Annotated in this window: 20 protein-coding genes and 2 pseudogenes; 12 read left to right on the top strand and 10 right to left on the bottom strand. The window is 72.0% G+C overall.

Annotated features, from left to right (window positions below; genetic code table 11):
• Window positions 1-2 precede the first annotated feature (2 nt).
• The 3 genes from ACFWJ4_RS09250 to ACFWJ4_RS09260 all read right to left on the bottom strand — a co-directional run bounded on the left by ACFWJ4_RS09250 (window position 3) and on the right by ACFWJ4_RS09260 (window position 1780).
• Window positions 3-998 (bottom strand): iron-containing redox enzyme family protein, encoded by a 996-nt coding sequence (locus ACFWJ4_RS09250; protein WP_359900704.1) that lies wholly within the window; start codon window positions 996-998, stop codon window positions 3-5.
• Complete coding sequence (locus ACFWJ4_RS09255; protein WP_359900702.1) at window positions 995-1300, bottom strand: hypothetical protein; 306 nt, start codon at window positions 1298-1300, stop codon at window positions 995-997. Before ACFWJ4_RS09255 ends, ACFWJ4_RS09250 begins: the two co-directional genes overlap by 4 nt.
• A 66-nt stretch (window positions 1301-1366) precedes the next feature.
• The gene (locus tag ACFWJ4_RS09260; RefSeq protein WP_380541176.1) at window positions 1367-1780 is read right to left on the bottom strand and encodes a SpoIIE family protein phosphatase; all 414 of its coding nucleotides are present in this window, start codon (window positions 1778-1780) and stop codon (window positions 1367-1369) included.
• A 986-nt stretch (window positions 1781-2766) separates the two neighbouring features.
• Here ACFWJ4_RS09260 and ACFWJ4_RS09265 point away from each other — a divergent pair.
• The 3 genes from ACFWJ4_RS09265 (at window position 2767) to ACFWJ4_RS09275 (ending at window position 3875) form a co-directional block, all read left to right on the top strand.
• Window positions 2767-3009, top strand: coding sequence for a hypothetical protein (locus ACFWJ4_RS09265; protein ID WP_359900699.1), 243 nt, complete (start codon window positions 2767-2769; stop codon window positions 3007-3009).
• A gap of 210 nt (window positions 3010-3219) precedes the next feature.
• Window positions 3220-3552, top strand: coding sequence for a hypothetical protein (locus ACFWJ4_RS09270; RefSeq protein WP_380541179.1), 333 nt, complete (start codon window positions 3220-3222; stop codon window positions 3550-3552).
• On the top strand, window positions 3549-3875 hold the full coding sequence (locus ACFWJ4_RS09275) for a hypothetical protein (protein ID WP_359913453.1): 327 nt from the start codon (window positions 3549-3551) through the stop codon (window positions 3873-3875). The genes ACFWJ4_RS09270 and ACFWJ4_RS09275 overlap by 4 nt, the downstream gene beginning before the upstream one ends.
• A gap of 429 nt (window positions 3876-4304) precedes the next feature.
• Here ACFWJ4_RS09275 and ACFWJ4_RS09280 read toward each other — a convergent pair whose 3' ends face one another.
• From ACFWJ4_RS09280 to ACFWJ4_RS09290, 3 genes and pseudogenes are all read right to left on the bottom strand, one after another.
• Complete coding sequence (locus ACFWJ4_RS09280) at window positions 4305-4940, bottom strand: NPCBM/NEW2 domain-containing protein (RefSeq protein ID WP_380541182.1); 636 nt, start codon at window positions 4938-4940, stop codon at window positions 4305-4307.
• A 407-nt stretch (window positions 4941-5347) separates the two neighbouring features.
• Window positions 5348-5473: pseudogene (locus ACFWJ4_RS09285) on the bottom strand (IS5/IS1182 family transposase); the annotation flags it as partial.
• Between the two features lie 121 nt (window positions 5474-5594).
• Window positions 5595-5954, bottom strand: a pseudogene (locus ACFWJ4_RS09290) (Hsp20/alpha crystallin family protein); the annotation flags it as partial.
• A 120-nt stretch (window positions 5955-6074) separates the two neighbouring features.
• On the opposite strand from ACFWJ4_RS09290, the gene ACFWJ4_RS09295 reads away from it, so the two are divergent.
• The 4 genes from ACFWJ4_RS09295 (at window position 6075) to ACFWJ4_RS09310 (ending at window position 10407) form a co-directional block, all read left to right on the top strand.
• The gene (locus tag ACFWJ4_RS09295; protein WP_359913388.1) at window positions 6075-6761 is read left to right on the top strand and encodes a type III effector protein; all 687 of its coding nucleotides are present in this window, start codon (window positions 6075-6077) and stop codon (window positions 6759-6761) included.
• 189 nt (window positions 6762-6950) lie between these two features.
• The gene (locus ACFWJ4_RS09300) at window positions 6951-7421 is read left to right on the top strand and encodes a hypothetical protein (protein WP_380541185.1); all 471 of its coding nucleotides are present in this window, start codon (window positions 6951-6953) and stop codon (window positions 7419-7421) included.
• A 93-nt stretch (window positions 7422-7514) separates the two neighbouring features.
• Complete coding sequence (htpG, locus tag ACFWJ4_RS09305) at window positions 7515-9470, top strand: molecular chaperone HtpG (protein ID WP_380541188.1); 1956 nt, start codon at window positions 7515-7517, stop codon at window positions 9468-9470.
• A 295-nt stretch (window positions 9471-9765) separates the two neighbouring features.
• A complete protein-coding gene (locus ACFWJ4_RS09310) occupies window positions 9766-10407 on the top strand; it encodes a hypothetical protein (RefSeq protein WP_359913397.1) in 642 nt (213 codons plus the stop codon).
• Between the two features lie 562 nt (window positions 10408-10969).
• Here ACFWJ4_RS09310 and ACFWJ4_RS09315 read toward each other — a convergent pair.
• From ACFWJ4_RS09315 to ACFWJ4_RS09325, 3 genes are all read right to left on the bottom strand, one after another.
• On the bottom strand, window positions 10970-11134 hold the full coding sequence (locus tag ACFWJ4_RS09315; protein ID WP_359913400.1) for a hypothetical protein: 165 nt from the start codon (window positions 11132-11134) through the stop codon (window positions 10970-10972).
• Window positions 11135-11151: 17 nt separating this feature from the next.
• Entirely contained in the window at window positions 11152-11355 is a 204-nt protein-coding gene (locus tag ACFWJ4_RS09320) for a CsbD family protein (RefSeq protein ID WP_380541191.1), read from the bottom strand.
• A gap of 894 nt (window positions 11356-12249) precedes the next feature.
• A complete protein-coding gene (locus ACFWJ4_RS09325; RefSeq protein WP_359913406.1) occupies window positions 12250-12945 on the bottom strand; it encodes a hypothetical protein in 696 nt (231 codons plus the stop codon).
• Between the two features lie 109 nt (window positions 12946-13054).
• Between ACFWJ4_RS09325 and ACFWJ4_RS09330 the strand changes: the two genes are divergently transcribed.
• From ACFWJ4_RS09330 to ACFWJ4_RS09345, 4 genes are all read left to right on the top strand, one after another.
• Window positions 13055-13489, top strand: a complete 435-nt coding sequence (locus tag ACFWJ4_RS09330; protein ID WP_359913409.1) for an Hsp20/alpha crystallin family protein — start codon at window positions 13055-13057, stop codon at window positions 13487-13489.
• A 133-nt stretch (window positions 13490-13622) separates the two neighbouring features.
• Window positions 13623-13916 carry an STAS domain-containing protein gene (locus ACFWJ4_RS09335; RefSeq protein ID WP_371519665.1) on the top strand — a complete coding sequence of 98 codons (294 nt, stop codon included), beginning with the start codon at window positions 13623-13625 and terminating at the stop codon, window positions 13914-13916.
• A 51-nt stretch (window positions 13917-13967) separates the two neighbouring features.
• Entirely contained in the window at window positions 13968-14372 is a 405-nt protein-coding gene (locus ACFWJ4_RS09340) for a DUF2267 domain-containing protein (protein WP_359913415.1), read from the top strand.
• A gap of 61 nt (window positions 14373-14433) precedes the next feature.
• Window positions 14434-14832 (top strand): DUF2267 domain-containing protein, encoded by a 399-nt coding sequence (locus ACFWJ4_RS09345; protein WP_359913418.1) that lies wholly within the window; start codon window positions 14434-14436, stop codon window positions 14830-14832.
• A gap of 378 nt (window positions 14833-15210) precedes the next feature.
• Here ACFWJ4_RS09345 and ACFWJ4_RS09350 read toward each other — a convergent pair whose 3' ends face one another.
• On the bottom strand, window positions 15211-15411 hold the full coding sequence (locus ACFWJ4_RS09350; RefSeq protein ID WP_371519662.1) for a hypothetical protein: 201 nt from the start codon (window positions 15409-15411) through the stop codon (window positions 15211-15213).
• A 914-nt stretch (window positions 15412-16325) separates the two neighbouring features.
• Here ACFWJ4_RS09350 and ACFWJ4_RS09355 point away from each other — a divergent pair.
• Window positions 16326-16607, top strand: a complete 282-nt coding sequence (locus ACFWJ4_RS09355; protein WP_371522889.1) for a MerR family transcriptional regulator — start codon at window positions 16326-16328, stop codon at window positions 16605-16607.
• The last annotated feature ends 330 nt before the right edge of the window (window positions 16608-16937 follow it).

Consider the following 16937-nt stretch of genomic DNA (forward strand, 5'->3'; position numbering starts at 1 on the left):
GCTCACCCCGTGCCGTCCGGCAGCGGGGAGCGCAGCGAGCTGCGTCCGGCCCGCCAGCGGCCGAGCAGGTGGTCCGCGAAGTGCCCGCCGACCACCCCGGCCGCAGCCACGCCGAACGCCACGTCCCGGGCGAACTCGGGCTCGGCCGCGACCAGTTCCTCGATGACCCCGCGCCGCACGAGTTGCTCGTGGACGGCGTCCGCCTCGACGTGTTCCCGGTAGAAGAGGGTGCCGTCCGGGCCGCCGCCGAGCCGTTCCAACGCCGCCGCCAAGCGGGCGGAGCCGGGCGACGAGGTGACCTCCACGGTGGCGAAGTGCCCGACGGCCGCGCCGCGCAACGCCCGGTGCAAGCCGAAGAGCGTCATCAAGTTGACCACGGCCAGGGTCGGCGCTGGCACGAGGTCCAGGTAGTGCCCGTAGCCGGGGTCGAGGCCGAAGGCGACCATCATCCGCTCGAACAGCCGGGCGTGGGCCCGCTCCGGCCGTCCGGCACCGTACTCGTCGTAGAGGATCGCCGTCAGCACCGCCTGTGCGGGCCCGTGGATCCTCGGCAGCATCCACAGCTGCGGGTCCGCCTCCTTGAGGTGGTAGACCGAGCGGTGCACCAGGTACTCGCGGGCGTGCCGGCGCTCGCCCTCGGCGAGCAGGTAGTGCGACGGGCCGGTGCCGTCGGGCGGCTCGGTGAGCAGTGCTTCCAACGCCTCCCTCAAGGGCGGCACTGGCTCCGCCTCCGCGCGCACCGCGGCCAGGAAAGGCTGCTCCAACTCTTTCCGGAATCTCAGGAGTTCGGGATCCCACTCCCAGCCGTCCGGGACCCCGGGCAGCCCGCGGTCGTGGAGCTCGTAGCACAGGTGCAGGGCCAGTTGGTGGTCCTCGCCCCACGGCTCGGTGGGCGGGCCGGACGGTGTGAGCGGACGGCCCGCTCCTGGCGGTCCGGAGGTGAGCAGGGCCGACACCGCAGCCGACAGCGGACCGCGCGGCGTGGGCAGCGCGTTCACCCTTCCTCCCGGCGGCCGTCGGCGCAGGCACAGAGCACCGCGAAGGCGATGGTCAGGGTCAGGGCCCAGCAGCCCGTGAAGACCCACAGAAACGGCGCCTCGGACGTCCCCAGGCCTGCCCCGAGCAGGCCCAGCGACAGCAGCGCGAGCGCCAGGACGGTCCGCGGCCGCACGCCGCGCAGCACGTCCCAGGCCCGGCCGCGCAGGCGGAGCCCGACGACGCGCAGCCGCAGCTCCAGGACGCGGTCGCGGTGGAGCCCCCGTTCGATCCCGCGCAGCTCCATCTGCTCACGTCCGTCCATGCCGTCCGCCTCCTCGCAACGTGGTCCCCGCGGTCTGCCGCTGCGGCTACCCCGGATCCGCGATCGCTAACGCCTCGACCCCGCCCGGAGCCGGGCGGCCAGCAGGTAGCTGTCGTCGTCGGAGCTGGGGCCGCCGAGGCGGGCTGCGATGCGGTCGAGGAAGTCCGCCAGCTCGCGGGTGCCGCGCTTCTCGGCCTCGCGCAGCAGCCGGTCCGGGCGGACAGTGCCCTCGTCGCGGCGGTTCAGCAGGCCGTCGGTCCAGAACAGCACGGTGCCGTCCTCGGGCCGCAGCGGCAGAGCGGTGTCGCGGCAGTGGGTCTCCGGCTGCCCCTGAGGGCGGTCCCGGTGGGGCCTGCGACCGCACCTCGCAGGCCGGCGGGCGGCGGGTTCCCGGCCGCACTCCTCCAGAGCCGCCGTACGCCGCCCGGCCAGCAGCCGCCGCAGGAACAGCCGGGCCGCCGGGCGACCGGCGGGATGCAAGCGGGCCACCGGTTCGGTCGGGTCGACCGGCTCCGTGCGGTCGGGTCGAGGTCGAGCAAGGCATAGGGCCTCACTGGACAGCTCCGGCGGTGATGCAGCAGGTCGAGGACGGCATGTTCGACAGTCTCGCGGCCGCCCGGCAAGTCTGGGCCCGCGGGGTCCGCGACGAGGCCGGGCAGCGCGACGGCGATGGTCCGCCCGTAGGGCTCGACGAGTCTGGGATTGACGTCGGAGGCCCGGCACACCGCCGGGGTGGTGCCCAGATATAGGACGCCGTCTCCCTGACAACGCGGCCGGCGGCGCGGCACCGGGCTCTCCTCAAGCTGCTCGCCTGACGGAAGAAGCCGCGCGCGCATCCTCGGCCCCGCCACCTCTTCGGCCGGTCGCTGACAGGACGGCAGGCGGGCTCTGGTCGGGCTTGGGCGGCAGCGGGGCGCGCGGCTCCGTGGGCTCCGTGGGCTCCGCCACCGGCGGCGGCTGCACGCCGGGCGCGCCCGGCACTTCCGGCCGGCCGTGATCCATCTTGCCCGAGACAGCGTCCGTCACGGCGCCCACGAGCTTGCGCGCAGGGTTGGACTTGCTCATTGGTCCTCCAGACAAAACTCCGGCCCTGCCAGATCCGGGCGGACGAGTCAGCGGCACCCCCGGGCGCCCGGCGCCACTGGTCGGCCGCGAGCGGCGGCCCGACCCAGCGAGACCGCAGGACGTCCGGCCACCGTCTGCCCGGTCCGCAGCGCGTTACACGCCTCGACCGACGCGCCGTGCGTGGCGCCGGGGCACGATGCCTTCCCCGGCATCGACGGTCGTGGCAGGTGCCGCGATGTAGGGCGCCGGGCGGACCAGCGACCCGTGGGTCCGTCGGCGGGCACGGTCACGGAGGGAGACCGCACAGTCGGCCTACCCCCTGGGACCGGCCGGGAGCACCGGAGCTACCACGCCCCGCCCGTGGGGTCCATGCCGCGCGCTTGGCGGCCGCTCGCGGCAGGATGAAGAGACCAGAGCGCTTCCCGCCAGTGGCCAAGATGCTGGACTGGTTCATCTGCCACCACCCCGCCTCCGCACAGCACACCCTCGGCGAGATCCAGCGCGAGGCCGAAGCCCGTCTGAAGATCCCGGCTGACGTCAGCGCTGACGCGCTGCGCAGCGCGCTGAGCCTCGACGGCAAGCTGGAGAAGACGGCCCGCGAGGAGTACCTCGACCGCGTCCTCGCCTCGAACGAACCGTCCTGACCCAACACCCGACCGCCGCGGGGCCGGCCTCCTGGCCGGGCGGCGGCGGTGGGCCTGCGGGGCCGGGTCCGTCCCGGACGGACCCGGGGCGGCCCCGTCCGGGACGAGTTGCCAGGCGCCGCCCCAGACCAGCCTCGGGGCGGCTACCGTCGACACCACAGGGCCCGGCCCGGCGCCGGGAGATGCCGACAGGGAGAGGGGTTGGTGGGGATGAGCGCCCAGCCCGCCGAACGAGGGGGCGGCCGTCTCGGGCTGCCGCCGATGGACACGGTCCAGGAACTGCGCGCCGCGCTGCGCGCCGGCCACGGCTTCCCCGGTGATGCCGAGCGCCTGGACGCGGAACTCGCCGAGCAGCTGCTGCGCCGGGTGCCGATGGACCGGCTCGACCAGGTCGACCAGGTCCCCGCCGTCGTGGACCTGGTCGCGGTCGCCGAGATCGTCGCCGCCTACCGCGGCCGCGTGCTGCTCGCCGCCGACCGGGAGACATCCGACGCCGTCGACCAGGCCGTCGCCGACCTGCTGGCGCGGCAGGGCGCCGAGTGACCGACCAGCACCAGCAGCCGGACCCGGCGGTCGCCGTGGTCACCGACCGCGCCGCCCGGCGCGCCAAGGAGCTCGGCGCCACCGAGGCACTGGAAGCGCTGCGCGCCGAACTCGAACACCGGCCGCGACTCGGCCGCCCGATCCGCACCGTCACCGAGGGCGGCCAGCAGGTCGAGCTGTACTCCACCCGGATCGAGGGCGACCGGGCCAAAGGCCGGCCCGCGCTCAACGTCGTGCACGCCTACGCCCCCGCCCCGCCCTGGCCGCCGACCGTGCGGATCGCAGCCGTCGCCCCCGAAGACCCGCCGCACCCCGCGCTGTAGAGCCGGGCCGGCGTGCCGCGCCCGCTACGCTGCTGCCGGTGCCCGCCGGACCCGAGACGCACAATCCGGGCCATCACCGGCGGGCACCGTCGCGCCGCCGTCGGCCTGGGACAAAGCTGAGACACACCCTGTCCCAGCACGCCCGGTATGCCCGATTCGCTGGGACGGTCCCACCTGAAAACCCCAGGTCACGCTGTTCTGCGTCCGGACCTGGGGCAAGGCTGGGACAACCGGCCGCCGGCCTTCGTTGTCCTCTGACACGTGATCTTGACCGTTTGCCAGCAGATCTTGACCACAGCCTCACGGACAGATGACCGTCACCGGCAAGCGTGCCAGCCCCGATGGGGGTGGCGGCCCTCGGATCGGCCTGCACCGGACACCGTCTGCTGCCATCTCGCGCCGGGCCAGTTCGGCGTGGGGGGCCGTTGGTCAGGGGGCCTTGGTGATGACGGGGTCGATCCACGCGCCGACGTTTTCTTGGTGGCGGCTGTTGCAGGACATGGAGCCGAGGGTGATGCGGAAGACGCCGCGCAGGTCGAGTGTCACGGGCAGCGTGGAGCCGACGGCCATGCTCCGCTCGATTTTTCGCACGCCGTCCAGTTCGACGTAGAGCAGTATCTTGGTGTCGGAGGCGGTGCTGTCCGCCGCACCGAGGGTGGTGGTGAAGGTCGTGTACTGGCGGTCGAGTTGCCACGTGGCGACCGAGCAGCTGGAAGACAGCGTTGTGGAGTAGGCCTGGCCATTGACCTTCTGCGGCCCGCGGTCATAGGGCCCCTGTTCCTCGGCGACGGGCAGCAGATCGTTCACCAGCGAGATCCGGTTTGCCGGGGTGGGTGTCAGCTGGCTCGGTTGACTCGCAGTCGACGGAGCTGGGGTGGCAACCGCCACCGGGGCCGCGGTCACGGTGACTGTCGTTGTGGCCGTCACAGTCTCTGTGACGGTTCTCGCGGTCGGGGAGTTCACCAGAGTCGGCAGCCCGAAAAAGCCCAGAAGCAGACCGGCGACGGCAGCGCCCGCCGAGACCAACGCCGCGATCTCGCCCAACCGGCGGCTGCTGCCAGACACGGGCGCTTCGGGACCTGCCGGGCCAGGGGGCTCGGGGGGCACCGGAGGAAGGCCAGGCGGCGTTGCTGCACTCATATGAGTCCCTCGTTCCGTCAAAGTGGGCCACCGCGGGGCTACCGGGCCTGTCGGCTGCACCCCAGGGCTGTCCGCGAACCCTTGTTCCTGACTGCACGTTAGATGCGATCCTTGCGGATCTCGAACCTCAATAACAGAGGGCCCGTTTCCGATAGGTCCACTCGCGATGCGGGGCACTCGTTCGTCCTGCCCACGCCAGCCCAACGCCTCAGCATCAGCTGTGGTCAAGATCTGCTGACAGACGGTCAAGATCACCTGTCAGAGGACATTCGTCAGAGCTCCCGGAACCGGACCAGCGGCGGTGTCCCGTCTCGCTCGACTTGGACCGTGTCCTATGTGGTGATGCGGATCAGGCGTTTGTAGCAGCACAGGGTGGCGCCGAGGCCGAGAAAGGCCAGGTAGTTGCGGGGATCACGCTCGTAGCGGTGGTTGAGCCGGCGGTAGCCGGTCAGCCATGACGTTGGGTCGGCGGCTTCCGCCGCCTCCACCGCCGCTACGAACGCAAGGCCGACCACTTCGCCGCCTTCGCCAGCATCGCCGCAGCCCTCGTTTCACCCGTTGCCGACAGATGGTGATCCTGCGGGGCCGGGAGGCCGAGGCGGTGGGGACGGTGAGGGTCAGGACGCCGTCCTGCAGGTGGGCCGTGATACGGCCCGGGTCGAGACTGTCAGCCAGCTGGATCCGGCGCTCGCACACCCCGTGGGAGCGCTCGGCGAGCTGGATGCGCGCATTCCCGCCGTGGGGGGCGGGACGGCGTTCGGCCTTTACGGTCGCCACCCGACCCAGTACGTCGACCTCGATCGCCTCCTGCGGGACGCCGGGCACATCGAGCGCGATCATGAAACGGTCGTCCTCGCGCCAGGCGTCCATCGGAATCGGGGCCGGTCGCAACCAGGCCCCGGGGGGCGCCTGGTGAGGCACCGCAGTGCGCATGGACATCGTCGGGCACCTCCGATCCAGAAGCGCTTTGGGTGGTTCGCGCCGGCGCGGCGCGACACGAACCGTTGTAGCATGTCATCCAGACGATGACACTCACCCAGTCAGCGAAAGAGTGACGACATGGATACCCAGGACACCGGCGCGGCCGGGGTGGGGCCGGCCTCGTTCCTGGCCGCCGCCGCCGCGCTGGGCATGATGGACGCCGCCGCCCGCACCGCCCGCCACGCACCCCCGGACGACGCAGGCCAAAGCGATCCACAACAGGCCCTTTCCGCAATCCTGCTGCTACGCCACCTGCGCGAGGAACTCGCCGACTGGGAGACCGGCCTGATCGAGACCGCTCGCGATGCCGGCGCCACCTGGGCCGACCTCGCCGAACCACTGGGCGTCCAAAGCCGCCAAGCCGCCGAACGCCGCTACCTGCGCCTGCGTCCCAGCGCGAACGCCGGCACCGGGGCGGGAAGCACCGGCGAGCAACGCGTCCAGGCCACGCGCGACCAGCGCGCCGCCGACCGCGCGGTGACCACCTGGGCCCGCGACAACGCCGCCGACCTGCGCCGCCTCGCCGGACAGATCGGCGCTCTGGACGGCCTCGGCACACAAGCGGCCCCCACCATAGAGCGCCTCCTGGATGCACTCGGCCACAACGACCCCGCCCGCCTGCTCGCCCCGCTCACCGAGACCCGGCCCCTACTGGAGGCGGAGCACCCGAAGATCGCAGACCGCCTCGATCAACTCACCGCCCGAGCCGACCAGCTACGCGCCGACAGCAACCGGCAGCGCCGCACACCCTCAGCCAGCCCGTGACCACCCCGAGTCACACCCCTGCCGGTCCACGACCCGCACGCCGTGGACCGGCTTACCGCCGCAAGCCCGCACGAGGCGCCTGTGCCCCCACACGGGGCGCGAGTTGACGCCTGACGGCTCGCGGCGTGCAGACCACCCGAATCTTCCGGACGGCGACGGTCGCGCCGTCCCCGATCCCAGCCGACTCCCATGACTCCAGCCGATCTGCAGCAACTGCTCATCGAGCGTGCCCTGGGCATACCGGGCATTACCGGCGCCTGCCAGCGTGACGACGACAGCCCCTACGGACTGACCGTGACCCTGGAGAGCGGCGGACAGGTGTGGTGGACCATCGCCGGTGCCAGCGGCACCGCCCCCACCATCACCACCGGCGACGGTGACGGCGCCGAGAGCGTGGAAGCGCCGGACCTGACGGGCTCGTCGATTCCGGTGGCCCTCGTCGAGCAGGCCCTGGTCGCAGCCGCCATGGCGGCCGACGACCCGGCCGCCGGGATCGTGCGCGTCGACCGGTACAGCACGCGCCCGGACCCACCCGCAGTGCGCTACGGCGCGACGCTGGAGTGCCGCGACGGCTGGAAGCTCTTCCTGTCCTGCTACGGCACCGCCCGACCCGGCACCGCCCGCCCCGAGCAGCCCTACCAGCCCCTCAGCCACATCTGAACACCCCCGGGGCCGGCCACACAGCACCCCGGCCAGCCCCGGCAGCCCGACCCGAGCCCTTCCCGCTACGTGCACACAAAGGAGACGCCTCCCGTGGCCAGCCCGACCGAGACGCTGGAGTTCCAGGCGGAGACCCGCCAGCTGCTGCAGCTGGTGATCCACTCGATCTACTCGAACAAGGACATCTTCCTGCGCGAGCTGATCTCCAACGCCTCCGACGCCCTCGACAAGCTCCGCCTGGAATCCCTCACCGACACCGACCTCGCGGCCGACACCTCGGACCTGCACATCACCCTGGAGGTCGACCGGCAGGCCCGCACCCTGACGGTGCGGGACAACGGCATCGGCATGACCCGCGAGGACGTCGTCGACCTGATCGGCACCATCGCGAAGTCCGGCACCGCCGGCCTGCTGGCCAGGATCAAGGAGGCCAAGGACGCGGAAGCGGCGCAGAACCTGATCGGCCAGTTCGGCGTTGGCTTCTACTCGGCGTTCATGGTCGCCGACAAGGTCACCCTGCACACCCGCCGCGCCGGCACCGAGCAGGGCACCGCGTGGGAGTCCGACGGCGAGGGCACCTACACGATCGCGGAGGCCGGCGGCCTGCCGGCGGGCACCTCGGTCACGCTGCACCTCAAGCCGGCCGACGGCGAGGACGGTCTCGGCGACTACCTCGCGGCGTGGAAGATCCGCCAGATCGTCAAGCAGTACTCGGACTTCATCCGCTGGCCCATCCGCATGGCCGCCGAACCCGCCGCCTCGGACGGTGCCGAGACCGAGGCCGAGGCCGTGGACGGCGCCGAACCCGCCGGCGCGCTCGAGACGCTGAACTCGATGAAGGCCCTGTGGGCCCGCCCGCGCAGCGAGGTGACCAAGGCCGAGTACCACGACTTCTACCAGCAGATCAGCCACGACTGGCAGGCCCCGGCCGAGACCATCCACATGCGCGCCGAGGGCACCTTCGAGTACGAGGCGCTGCTGTTCATCCCCGCCCACGCGCCGTTCGACCTGTTCTCCCGGGACACCAAGCGGGGCGTGCAGCTGTACGTCAAGCGGGTGTTCATCATGGACGACTGCGACGCGCTCATGCCGAACTACCTGCGCTTCGTCAAGGGCGTCGTCGACGCCCACGACCTGTCGCTGAACGTCTCCCGCGAGATCCTGCAGCACGACCGCCAGATCACCGCGGTCCGCCGACGACTCGTCAAGAAGGTCCTCGCCGCCCTCAAGGACATGCAGGCCACCAACCCCGAGGCCTACACCACGGCGTGGGAGCAGTTCGGCCGGGTGATCAAGGAAGGCCTGCTCGAGGACCGCGACAACACCGACGCGCTGCTGCCGCTGGTCTCGGCCGCCTCCACCCACGACGCGCAGAAGACGACCACGCTGCGCGAGTACGTCGCGCGGATGAAGGACGGCCAGGACACCATCTACTACCTGACCGGCGAGAACCGCCAGATGGTGGAGAACTCCCCGCACATGGAGGCCTTCGCCGCCAAGGGCTACGAGGTCCTGATCCTCACCGACCCCGTCGACGAGGTCTGGACCGACCAGGTCCCCGCCTTCGAGGGCCACCGCTTCCAGTCCATCGCCAAGGGCCAGGTCGACCTCGGCGACGACGCCGACACCGACGGCGACGACGAGGCGAAGGCGCAGAAGGCCCGGCGCGAGGAGGAGTTCGCCGACCTCCTCACCTGGCTGCAGGCCACCCTGGCCGAGCACGTCAAGCATGTCCGCCTCTCCACCCGGCTCACCACCTCCGCCGCCTGCCTGGTCGGCGACGCCCACGACCTGACCCCCACCCTGGAGAAGATGTACCGGGCCATGGGCCAGGAACTGCCCACCGTGAAGCGGATCCTGGAGCTCAACCCCACCCACCCCCTGATCACCGCCCTGCACCGGGCCCACGGGGCGAAGTCCGACGACCCGGTCCTGGCCGACATCGCCGAACTCGTCCACGGCAGCGCCCTGCTCGCCGAGGGCGGCGACCTGCCCGACCCGGCCCGCTTCACCCGCCTCCTGACCGACCACCTCACCCACAGCCTGTAACCCTCCCACCGGGGTGCGGCCCGCCGTACGCCTAACCAGCCCGGCCGGCCGCACCCCCGCACCGCTCGGCCGTCCGCGCCCGGCACACGCCACAGGCAAGGGTCGGGGACGCCTCACACGAGTCGCATCGAACCGAGCGTCCCGCCAGAGCCGAGCCTGGCCCGGCGGGACGCGCGTGCAGCACCCGGTTCGGCGTCCACACCCTCTGCGGCACCGCCGCCATCACCCGCTTCGACAGCCGGAAACGAACCCCGGCCACGCCGACGGCCACCCGACCGACCGAGGAGACAGAAGCGTGTACCAGTACACCGACCGCAAGAACCGCACCCTGGCCGACCGCGTCAACGCCGCCGCCGAGCGACGCCTCGACCAGGGCACCGAGCAGGACAAAGGCGCCGCGACGGCCCTGCTGGCCGACATGCTCCGGGCCGCCGCCCAGCACGGCGTCACCCTCGATGTCTTCGACTGGGTCACCGACCTGCCCGGCACGTGCTACCGCGCCATGGCCAGGCGCCGTGACCTGGCCGACCGCGTCAACGAAGCCGCTCAGCGCCGCCCGGACGAGGGCACCGAGCAGGACCGCGCCGCCGCGACCGCCCTGCTGGCCGACATCCTCCACGCCGCAGCGAAACACGGCATCACCCTCGACACCTTCGACTGGGTCACCGACCTGCCCAGCACGTGCTACCGCGCCGTCCTCAGGCACCGCGACCTGACCGACCGCATCAACGAAGCCGCTCAGCGCCGCACCACACCCGGCACCGAGGAGCAGAAAGCCACCGCGACCGCTCTGCTGGCCGACATGCTCCACGCCGCCGCCCAGCACGGCGTCACCCTCGACACCTTCGACTGGGTCACCGACCTGCCCGGAAACTGCTACGCCGCAGTCGTCTCCCCTCTGCACGCGCGAACCACCCAGTGGGCCACGGCCAGTTGAACTCGACGATCCGGGCTACGCCTCACTGTTCCCTTTCACCGACGCTTCGCGCGGGCTGCGGCGGCCCCGGCTCCCCCTGAGACTGGAGAACGCGCACGCGCAGAGCGGCCAAGGACGAAAGCCGTGTGCTGAGACCCGAGTGCCCCGGCGATACCGCTATCGCCCCGCCTGGGATCACGTGAAATACCGTGCTCTGAGAACCTCCAGATGCCAGAGTTCCGCGGCCCGCTGGCGCGCTCCTGTGACGTTCCAGCAGATGAAACCGTGCCAGCGGGCCCGCCAACGCGCCACGGACCAGGGGTGCCCGGTACGCCGAGACCGGTTCTGATGCACCTGGGCGGTCTCGGTCACGAAACCGGTAACTCCCGTCCCCCGTAGCCGGTTACGGAATGCCGCTGCGAGACACCGATGGGCGCAGGTGGGGCGGGAGAGGCGGGAGACCTGCCAACACGTGCCACCCCAGAGCCGGTCCTGTCCCCCGAGGATCCTGTCGCAGAGGCCAGCGCAGCGCCTACACAGGCGGCCTGTCCCCTGTGCGGACGGTACGCCCCGGGGCCCGCACCTATCTGGGTGCACCTCGCCCGCGGCCCAGGCGCACGCCGCCGAGCACCAGGGCTGCGACGAACAGCACGGCGCCGATGACGAGCAGCCACAGCAGGCCCTTCACGAGGGCGCCGACGAAGCCGAACACCACGGCGATGAACAGGATGAACAGGAACAGGGCCATGCCGGTGCCTCCCTTGGTCAGTCGTTCCGCTTCAGGGCGCCTTTCACCCGGTCGGCGGCGCCTTGTACGGCGTCCTTGACATCGTCCGCGGCCTGCCTGACCTTCGAATCGACCTGGTCGGCCTGGCCCTCGCCCTTGAGCTCCTCGTCACCGGTCAGGTCACCGACCTTCTCCTTCGCCTTGCCACCCAGTTCCCGCGCCTTGTTCGACAGGTCGCTCATCAGGTCCTCCAGTCGTCCGCCGGGCGCCGCAGCCTCACCGCCCCTTCTTCACCCCTTTTTACCGATATTCGTCCGTTCATGCGCGCGGGACGGATCAGCGGCCGTCCGGGCCGGCAAGGGCCAGACGGCGGCGACAGAAGCGCGTAGCCGCGGGGGGAGTAGGAGGTAGGTGAGGAAGCCGTCGTGAGCTGATCACCGACGAGGGCTGTAAGGACGCAGGAGGCATCCCAGCGCGCGGCGACACGGCAGAAAGCCAGGAACCGGGACGCCGAATCGACACTGCGCCAGCTGCTCCCTGGGCTGCCCGGTGGGCAGGTCAGCGCGGTGATCGCCGCGCTGGCAACGCTGAACGCCGCCCTGGTCGAGGCCACGCCGGGCCCCGGCTATCCCGAGCCCTGAACGCACCGCCGCGGGCCGACGCGCACGGTACCCGCCCTGCCGTTGACGGCGTCGGAAACGGCCTACTCACCCGGCCTCCCCGCTTCGTTGATCGTCGGACGGCCTGAGGTCGAGCAGGTCTGGGGGGAAATCGCGGATTCTCATCAACACCTGGCCGCTCCGGTTCCGCCGGGCCCTTGCCCGGGCTGCGCCCAGGCATGCCGCCGGCCTCCACCGGCCGCGCCCGCCGCTACTGCACCGACTGGTGCGCTCGCAGGACCCGGGTCTGAGCCCGGGCGGGGATGGCTGCCGGGCTGGCTGCCCGAGCTGGCGAATGCCGCGTGACCTGACCGCCTCCCGCGCCGCCCGTGGGCCAGGTCGTGGCGGAGGGCGTCGAGTCTGGCCAGGCAGGCGTCGACGGTGGCAATGGCGTCGCTGCTGTGCTCGCGGATGCGGCGTTCGATGGCGGCGAGCCGGTCTTCGATGTGCTGCCAGCGGTCTTCGGTGATGAGGGGGTCAGGTTCGTCGTTGGTCGCTGTCATGGCGGAGGCGGTCGGTGCGGTTGGTGAGGTCGTCGAGGCGGGCAGCGAGGTCCGGGTGGGCGGCGGCGAGGTGGGGTCGCATGTCGGCGAGGGGCGCTATCAGGTCGGCCGGGTCGGGGGCGCCGAGGGCGGTTGTGAGCTCGGTCAGCGCTGGGCGGGCCCGGGGTGTGAGGCCGGGCGCGGCAGTGATCTGGGCGGCGAGGACGCGCAGGTCGGCTGCGTTGTCGCGGGCCCAGGCGGTGACAGCGCGGTCGGCGGCCCGGCGGTCGCGTACGGCTTTGACGCGCTCCGCTCCGGTCTCCGCGTCGGTGGAGCCGCTGTCGGCGGGGCGCAGGCGCAGGTAGCGGTTCTCGGCGGCCTGGCGGCTGGCGACGCCCATGGGCCGGGCGAGGTCGGCCCAGGTGGCGCCACCGGCGCGGGCGCTCTCCACCAGGCCCGCCTCCCAGCCGGCGAGCTCGGTGCGCAGTTCGCGCAGCAGCACCAGCGCGGCCAGGGCCGGCCTCGGTCCCTCGTCCGGTGCACCGGCGCCGGGCCGGGCGGCCGGGCTGGTGTTCTGGGCGGTGCGGACGGCGTCGTCGATGGCGGCGAGCGCCGCAGTGGCGGCGAGGAAGGACGCCGGTCCTGTGGGTGGGCTGCCGCCGGTGGCGGGCGGGTCGGGCCGCTTTCCCATAGGTGTCACTCCTTTGGCGACTTCGCTGCTTGTCATCGGATGGATGACATGCTAGAACAGATTCAGGTGAAGCGCACTGGCTCCCATCGATCAGTGGAGGTGTTTCGCGATGCTGATGCGCACTGACCCGTTCCGCGAGCTGGACCGTCTGACCCAGCAGTTCCTGGGCACGAACGGCACCTGGTCCCGGCCGGCCCCGATGCCGCTGGACGCCTGCCGTGTCGGCGACGAGTACGTGATCTGCTTCGACCTGCCCGGGGTGGACCCGCAGGCGATCGACATCGACGTCGAACGGAACATGCTGACGGTCAAGGCTGAACGCCGCCCCCGCCACGAGGGCGACAATGTGAAGTGGGAGCTGTCCGAGCGACCGCTCGGCGTGTTCTCCCGCCAGGTCATGCTCTCCGACACCCTCGACCCCGCGGGGATCAGCGCCGACTACGACGCCGGCGTACTGACCTTGAAGATCCCTGTCGCCGAGAAGGCCAAGCCCCGCAAGATCGAGATCAGCCATAGCGGAAGCCGCAAGCAGATCCAGGCCTGACCGGCCCCCGGACCGCCGTCCCGCACCGCCAATCCCCCGGGCCCTGCGGGACGGCCACCCCACCCAGCCACGACCCGCCCGGCCCAGCGGCCCCTGCACACCACGGCGTCCCGGGCCGACAGCTAGAGACACCATGCACGACCAAGGGCACGACCCCTTCGTGGTCCGGGCGGACGGCGAGATCGACCTCGGCACCGCCCCCTCGCTGCGCCGTGCCCTGACCGCCGCGCTCAAGTCACATCGGGAGGTGGTCCTCGACCTGTCGGAGGTGACGTTCATGGATTGCGCGGGCCTGGGCGTCCTGGTCCAGGCCCACAACCAGGCCGACCGGTGCGGCGGGCGCCTGGCCCTTCGCGGCGCCGGCCGCTGCGTGGTCCGGCTGCTCAAGCTCACCGGTCTGAACGGGCGCCTGATCGTCGAGCCCTGACCGGGCGCCGACGGCGTTCGCGCCCGTCCTTGGGACAGAGGGAGAACTGTGGTGACTCTTCGATGGGAGGCGTTCCTGGAGGAGATCCGGGAACGCGGTGAGTACGACACACCCCAGGAGGCCGAGCGGGCGGCGCGTGTCGTTCTGGCCCTGCTCGGCGCCCACCTGGCGGGCGGTGTGCGCGCCGAACTGGCCGCCCGCCTGCCGGAGACCATGGCCCTGGTCCTGCTCAGCCCGCTGCGGGCGGTCGAGCCGCTCAGCCCGGAGAGGTTCGTGCGCGCGACGGCGGCCTGGATCGAGGGCGCCACCGAGACCACCGCCCTGTGGGACATCGGCGCCGTCCTCAGCACCGTGGCCGACGCGGCCGGCGACGACCTCATCGAGCGTGTCCTGCTCCAGCTGCCGCCCGGCTACGACCTCCTGTTCGGCCGCCCCCAGCCCGGCCACCGGCCCTGACCCCTACCTTCGCGCCGCCGTACCGCCAGCGGCGGCCCACCCCTGGAAGGCCACCACCGCCATGACCCGGTACCGTCTCCTTCTCCAGCAGGTCCGTACCCTCGGCCGCTACACCTCCGACGAGGAGGCCGAACGCGTCCTGCACGCTGTCCTGGCCGTCCTCGGCTCCCAGCTCACCGGCGAGGAGCGCTGCGACGTCGCCGCCAGCCTCCCCGACCGGGCCCGCGCCGTCTTCGCCGCCCAGATCCCCCTGCCCCAGCCGGTCGCAGCGCCCGCCTTCGTCGAAGCCGTCGCCCGCGCCCTGAACACCAGCCTCACCAGCGCCCGCTGGGACGCGTCCTCCGTCCTGGCCGCCCTCAACGACCTCGCCGGCGACCACCTCACCGACCGCCTCCTCGCCGGCCTTCCCCGCGGCTACGCGCTCCTGTTCGGCCGCGCCGACCTCACGATCGCGGCCTGACCCGGGGCGGCACTACCGGCGCCGGCCACCGGCCACACAACGTGGCAGGGTGGCCGGCGCCGGGCCGTTCAATCCGGCCAGCGTCGGCCTCCAAGCGCTGACCGACGACGAGAGACCGACCGCCCCCGCCGGGCGCCCGGTTCGAGTCCGGCGCCACGGTGGTGCGCCGCGACATCGACCTCGGGCAGGTGCGAACGGCCCAGCCGTGCCGGGCGCCGGCCGACACGGGCACGGTGCCGGAGCCAGTTGGCCTGCGGAACCCGCTCCCTCGCACCGGCCAGCCAGGGCGAGCGCGCATTTCGCAGCAGCCGCGACGCCAGGCCCGGGGTCGACCTGAACGCCTGGCCGGGCAGGGTCGCGAGTGCGTTCCGGCAGGAGTCACCTCTGCCCGTGGTCGCCGGATGGGCGGGTGGTGTCGAGGGCGTCGCGCAGGGCGTACAGGTCGGCGATGGTGGCCTGTTCGGCGAAGCGGGCCAGCAGCCGGCGGACGGGGCGGTCGTCACCGTTGCGCACGGCCTCGGTGATCGCTTCGATCAGGGCCGCCTGTCCGTTCCGGGCCGTCTCTGGTGCTGTGGGCACCAGCTCTTCCACTGCCGCCTCCATGCGGTGTGTCGCTCGTTTCTTCGGGCGCACGGCGGCGGCTCGGGGGGTTGCCGCCGCCGCGCAGCGGAAGACTACCTCACACACGGGTGCCGCAAAATCTATGCGCGCCGGAGTAGACATTGCTCGTGGGTGGGTCTAACGTTTCTCTCGTAGACAGCAGTCGGCGATACCGGCCAGACACGAACTGGCCGGGGTTGTTGGACCGAAGTTCGCAGTTCGGTCCGGCAGTGGAGTTCCGAAGCCAGGCAGGCGCAGGACGGCGACGGGACTGGCTGCCGGACCGGGCGGCCCGCAGGCATCAGGGGCCACCAGCGGTACCGAGCAGTGCGCAGTTCAGTGAGTGCAGTACCCGGCAGTCGCCAGACAAGCAGGACCTCGGCAAAGGCGCCCAGACTGCGGGCGCGCGTGCCGAGGAGTCCGGGCAGTGGGGTTCCAGGCCACCGCAGACGCGGGGCGGCCGGCGGGCCCGGGCTGCCGGACCGGGTGGGCCGTCACGGCCACCGACCAGCAGGACGCAGTTCAGCAGGTGCAGTACCAGCAGTACGAAAGTGACAGTTCAGTACAGAGGATGAACGGAGGGCGCAAGCGCCATCAGGATCGCCCGGCCCGTGAACACTCGCCCGGGCGGACACCGCAGACCCCAACGCAAGGACGGTGGTTTCCGGTCACGCATTCGCGATCCCCGCACACCCCTCCCCCGGGGCAGTGCGGAAGTAGAAGGACCGGCCCAGGCCGGTAGATGGTGTTGTTCCCCTTCGGGGCCCCGGAGCCGACACGGCCCCGGGGCCCCTCGACGCGTTCTCCCCGAGAACCAGAGAGGTGCAGTGACTACAACGGCCAGCCCCGACACACCCGACAAACTCGACGACGACGACTACCCCGCCTACACCATGGGCCGCGCCGCCGAAATGACCGGCACCACCCCCGGCTTCCTACGAGCCCTCGGCGAACACCGCCTCATCACCCCCCTACGCTCCGACGGCGGCCACCGCCGCTACTCCCGCTACCAACTACGCATCGCCATGCGCGCCCGCGACCTCGTCGACCAGGGCACCCCCATCGAAGCCGCCTGCCGCATCGTCATCCTCGAAGACCAACTCGAAGAAGCCCTGCGCATCAACGAGCAACTCCGCCGCACCCAACACCACCAGGAACCCGCCGCGGACACCTGACCGGACCGGCAACCCGGCCACAGCTCCCTCCAGCCGCACGGCCACGCCGCAGGGGCCGGATCGGGGACGGCCTCGCGCTGCACGCTCTGGCCGTCGCCCCGGACGGCAACACCGCAGCGCGGCACAAGACGTGGCGACTGGAGGGCGCGGCCGGGCTGGACGCCGCCGGGCGCGTCCTCGGGATGGTCCGCTCGGAGATGGACGGCACCGCCCGGGGCGCCGGCGCCTTCCGCCTGCCCGCTGTGCCCTTCGTCTCTCCGGCCGGGGCCGTCAGCGGCTCCACCCCGACACCCGGGCCAGCGGTCACGACACCCCACTCGAGGCTCAGCG

The organism is Kitasatospora sp. NPDC127067, assembly GCF_042724755.1.
In the GTDB taxonomy this organism is placed as follows: domain Bacteria; phylum Actinomycetota; class Actinomycetes; order Streptomycetales; family Streptomycetaceae; genus Kitasatospora; species Kitasatospora lactacystinica.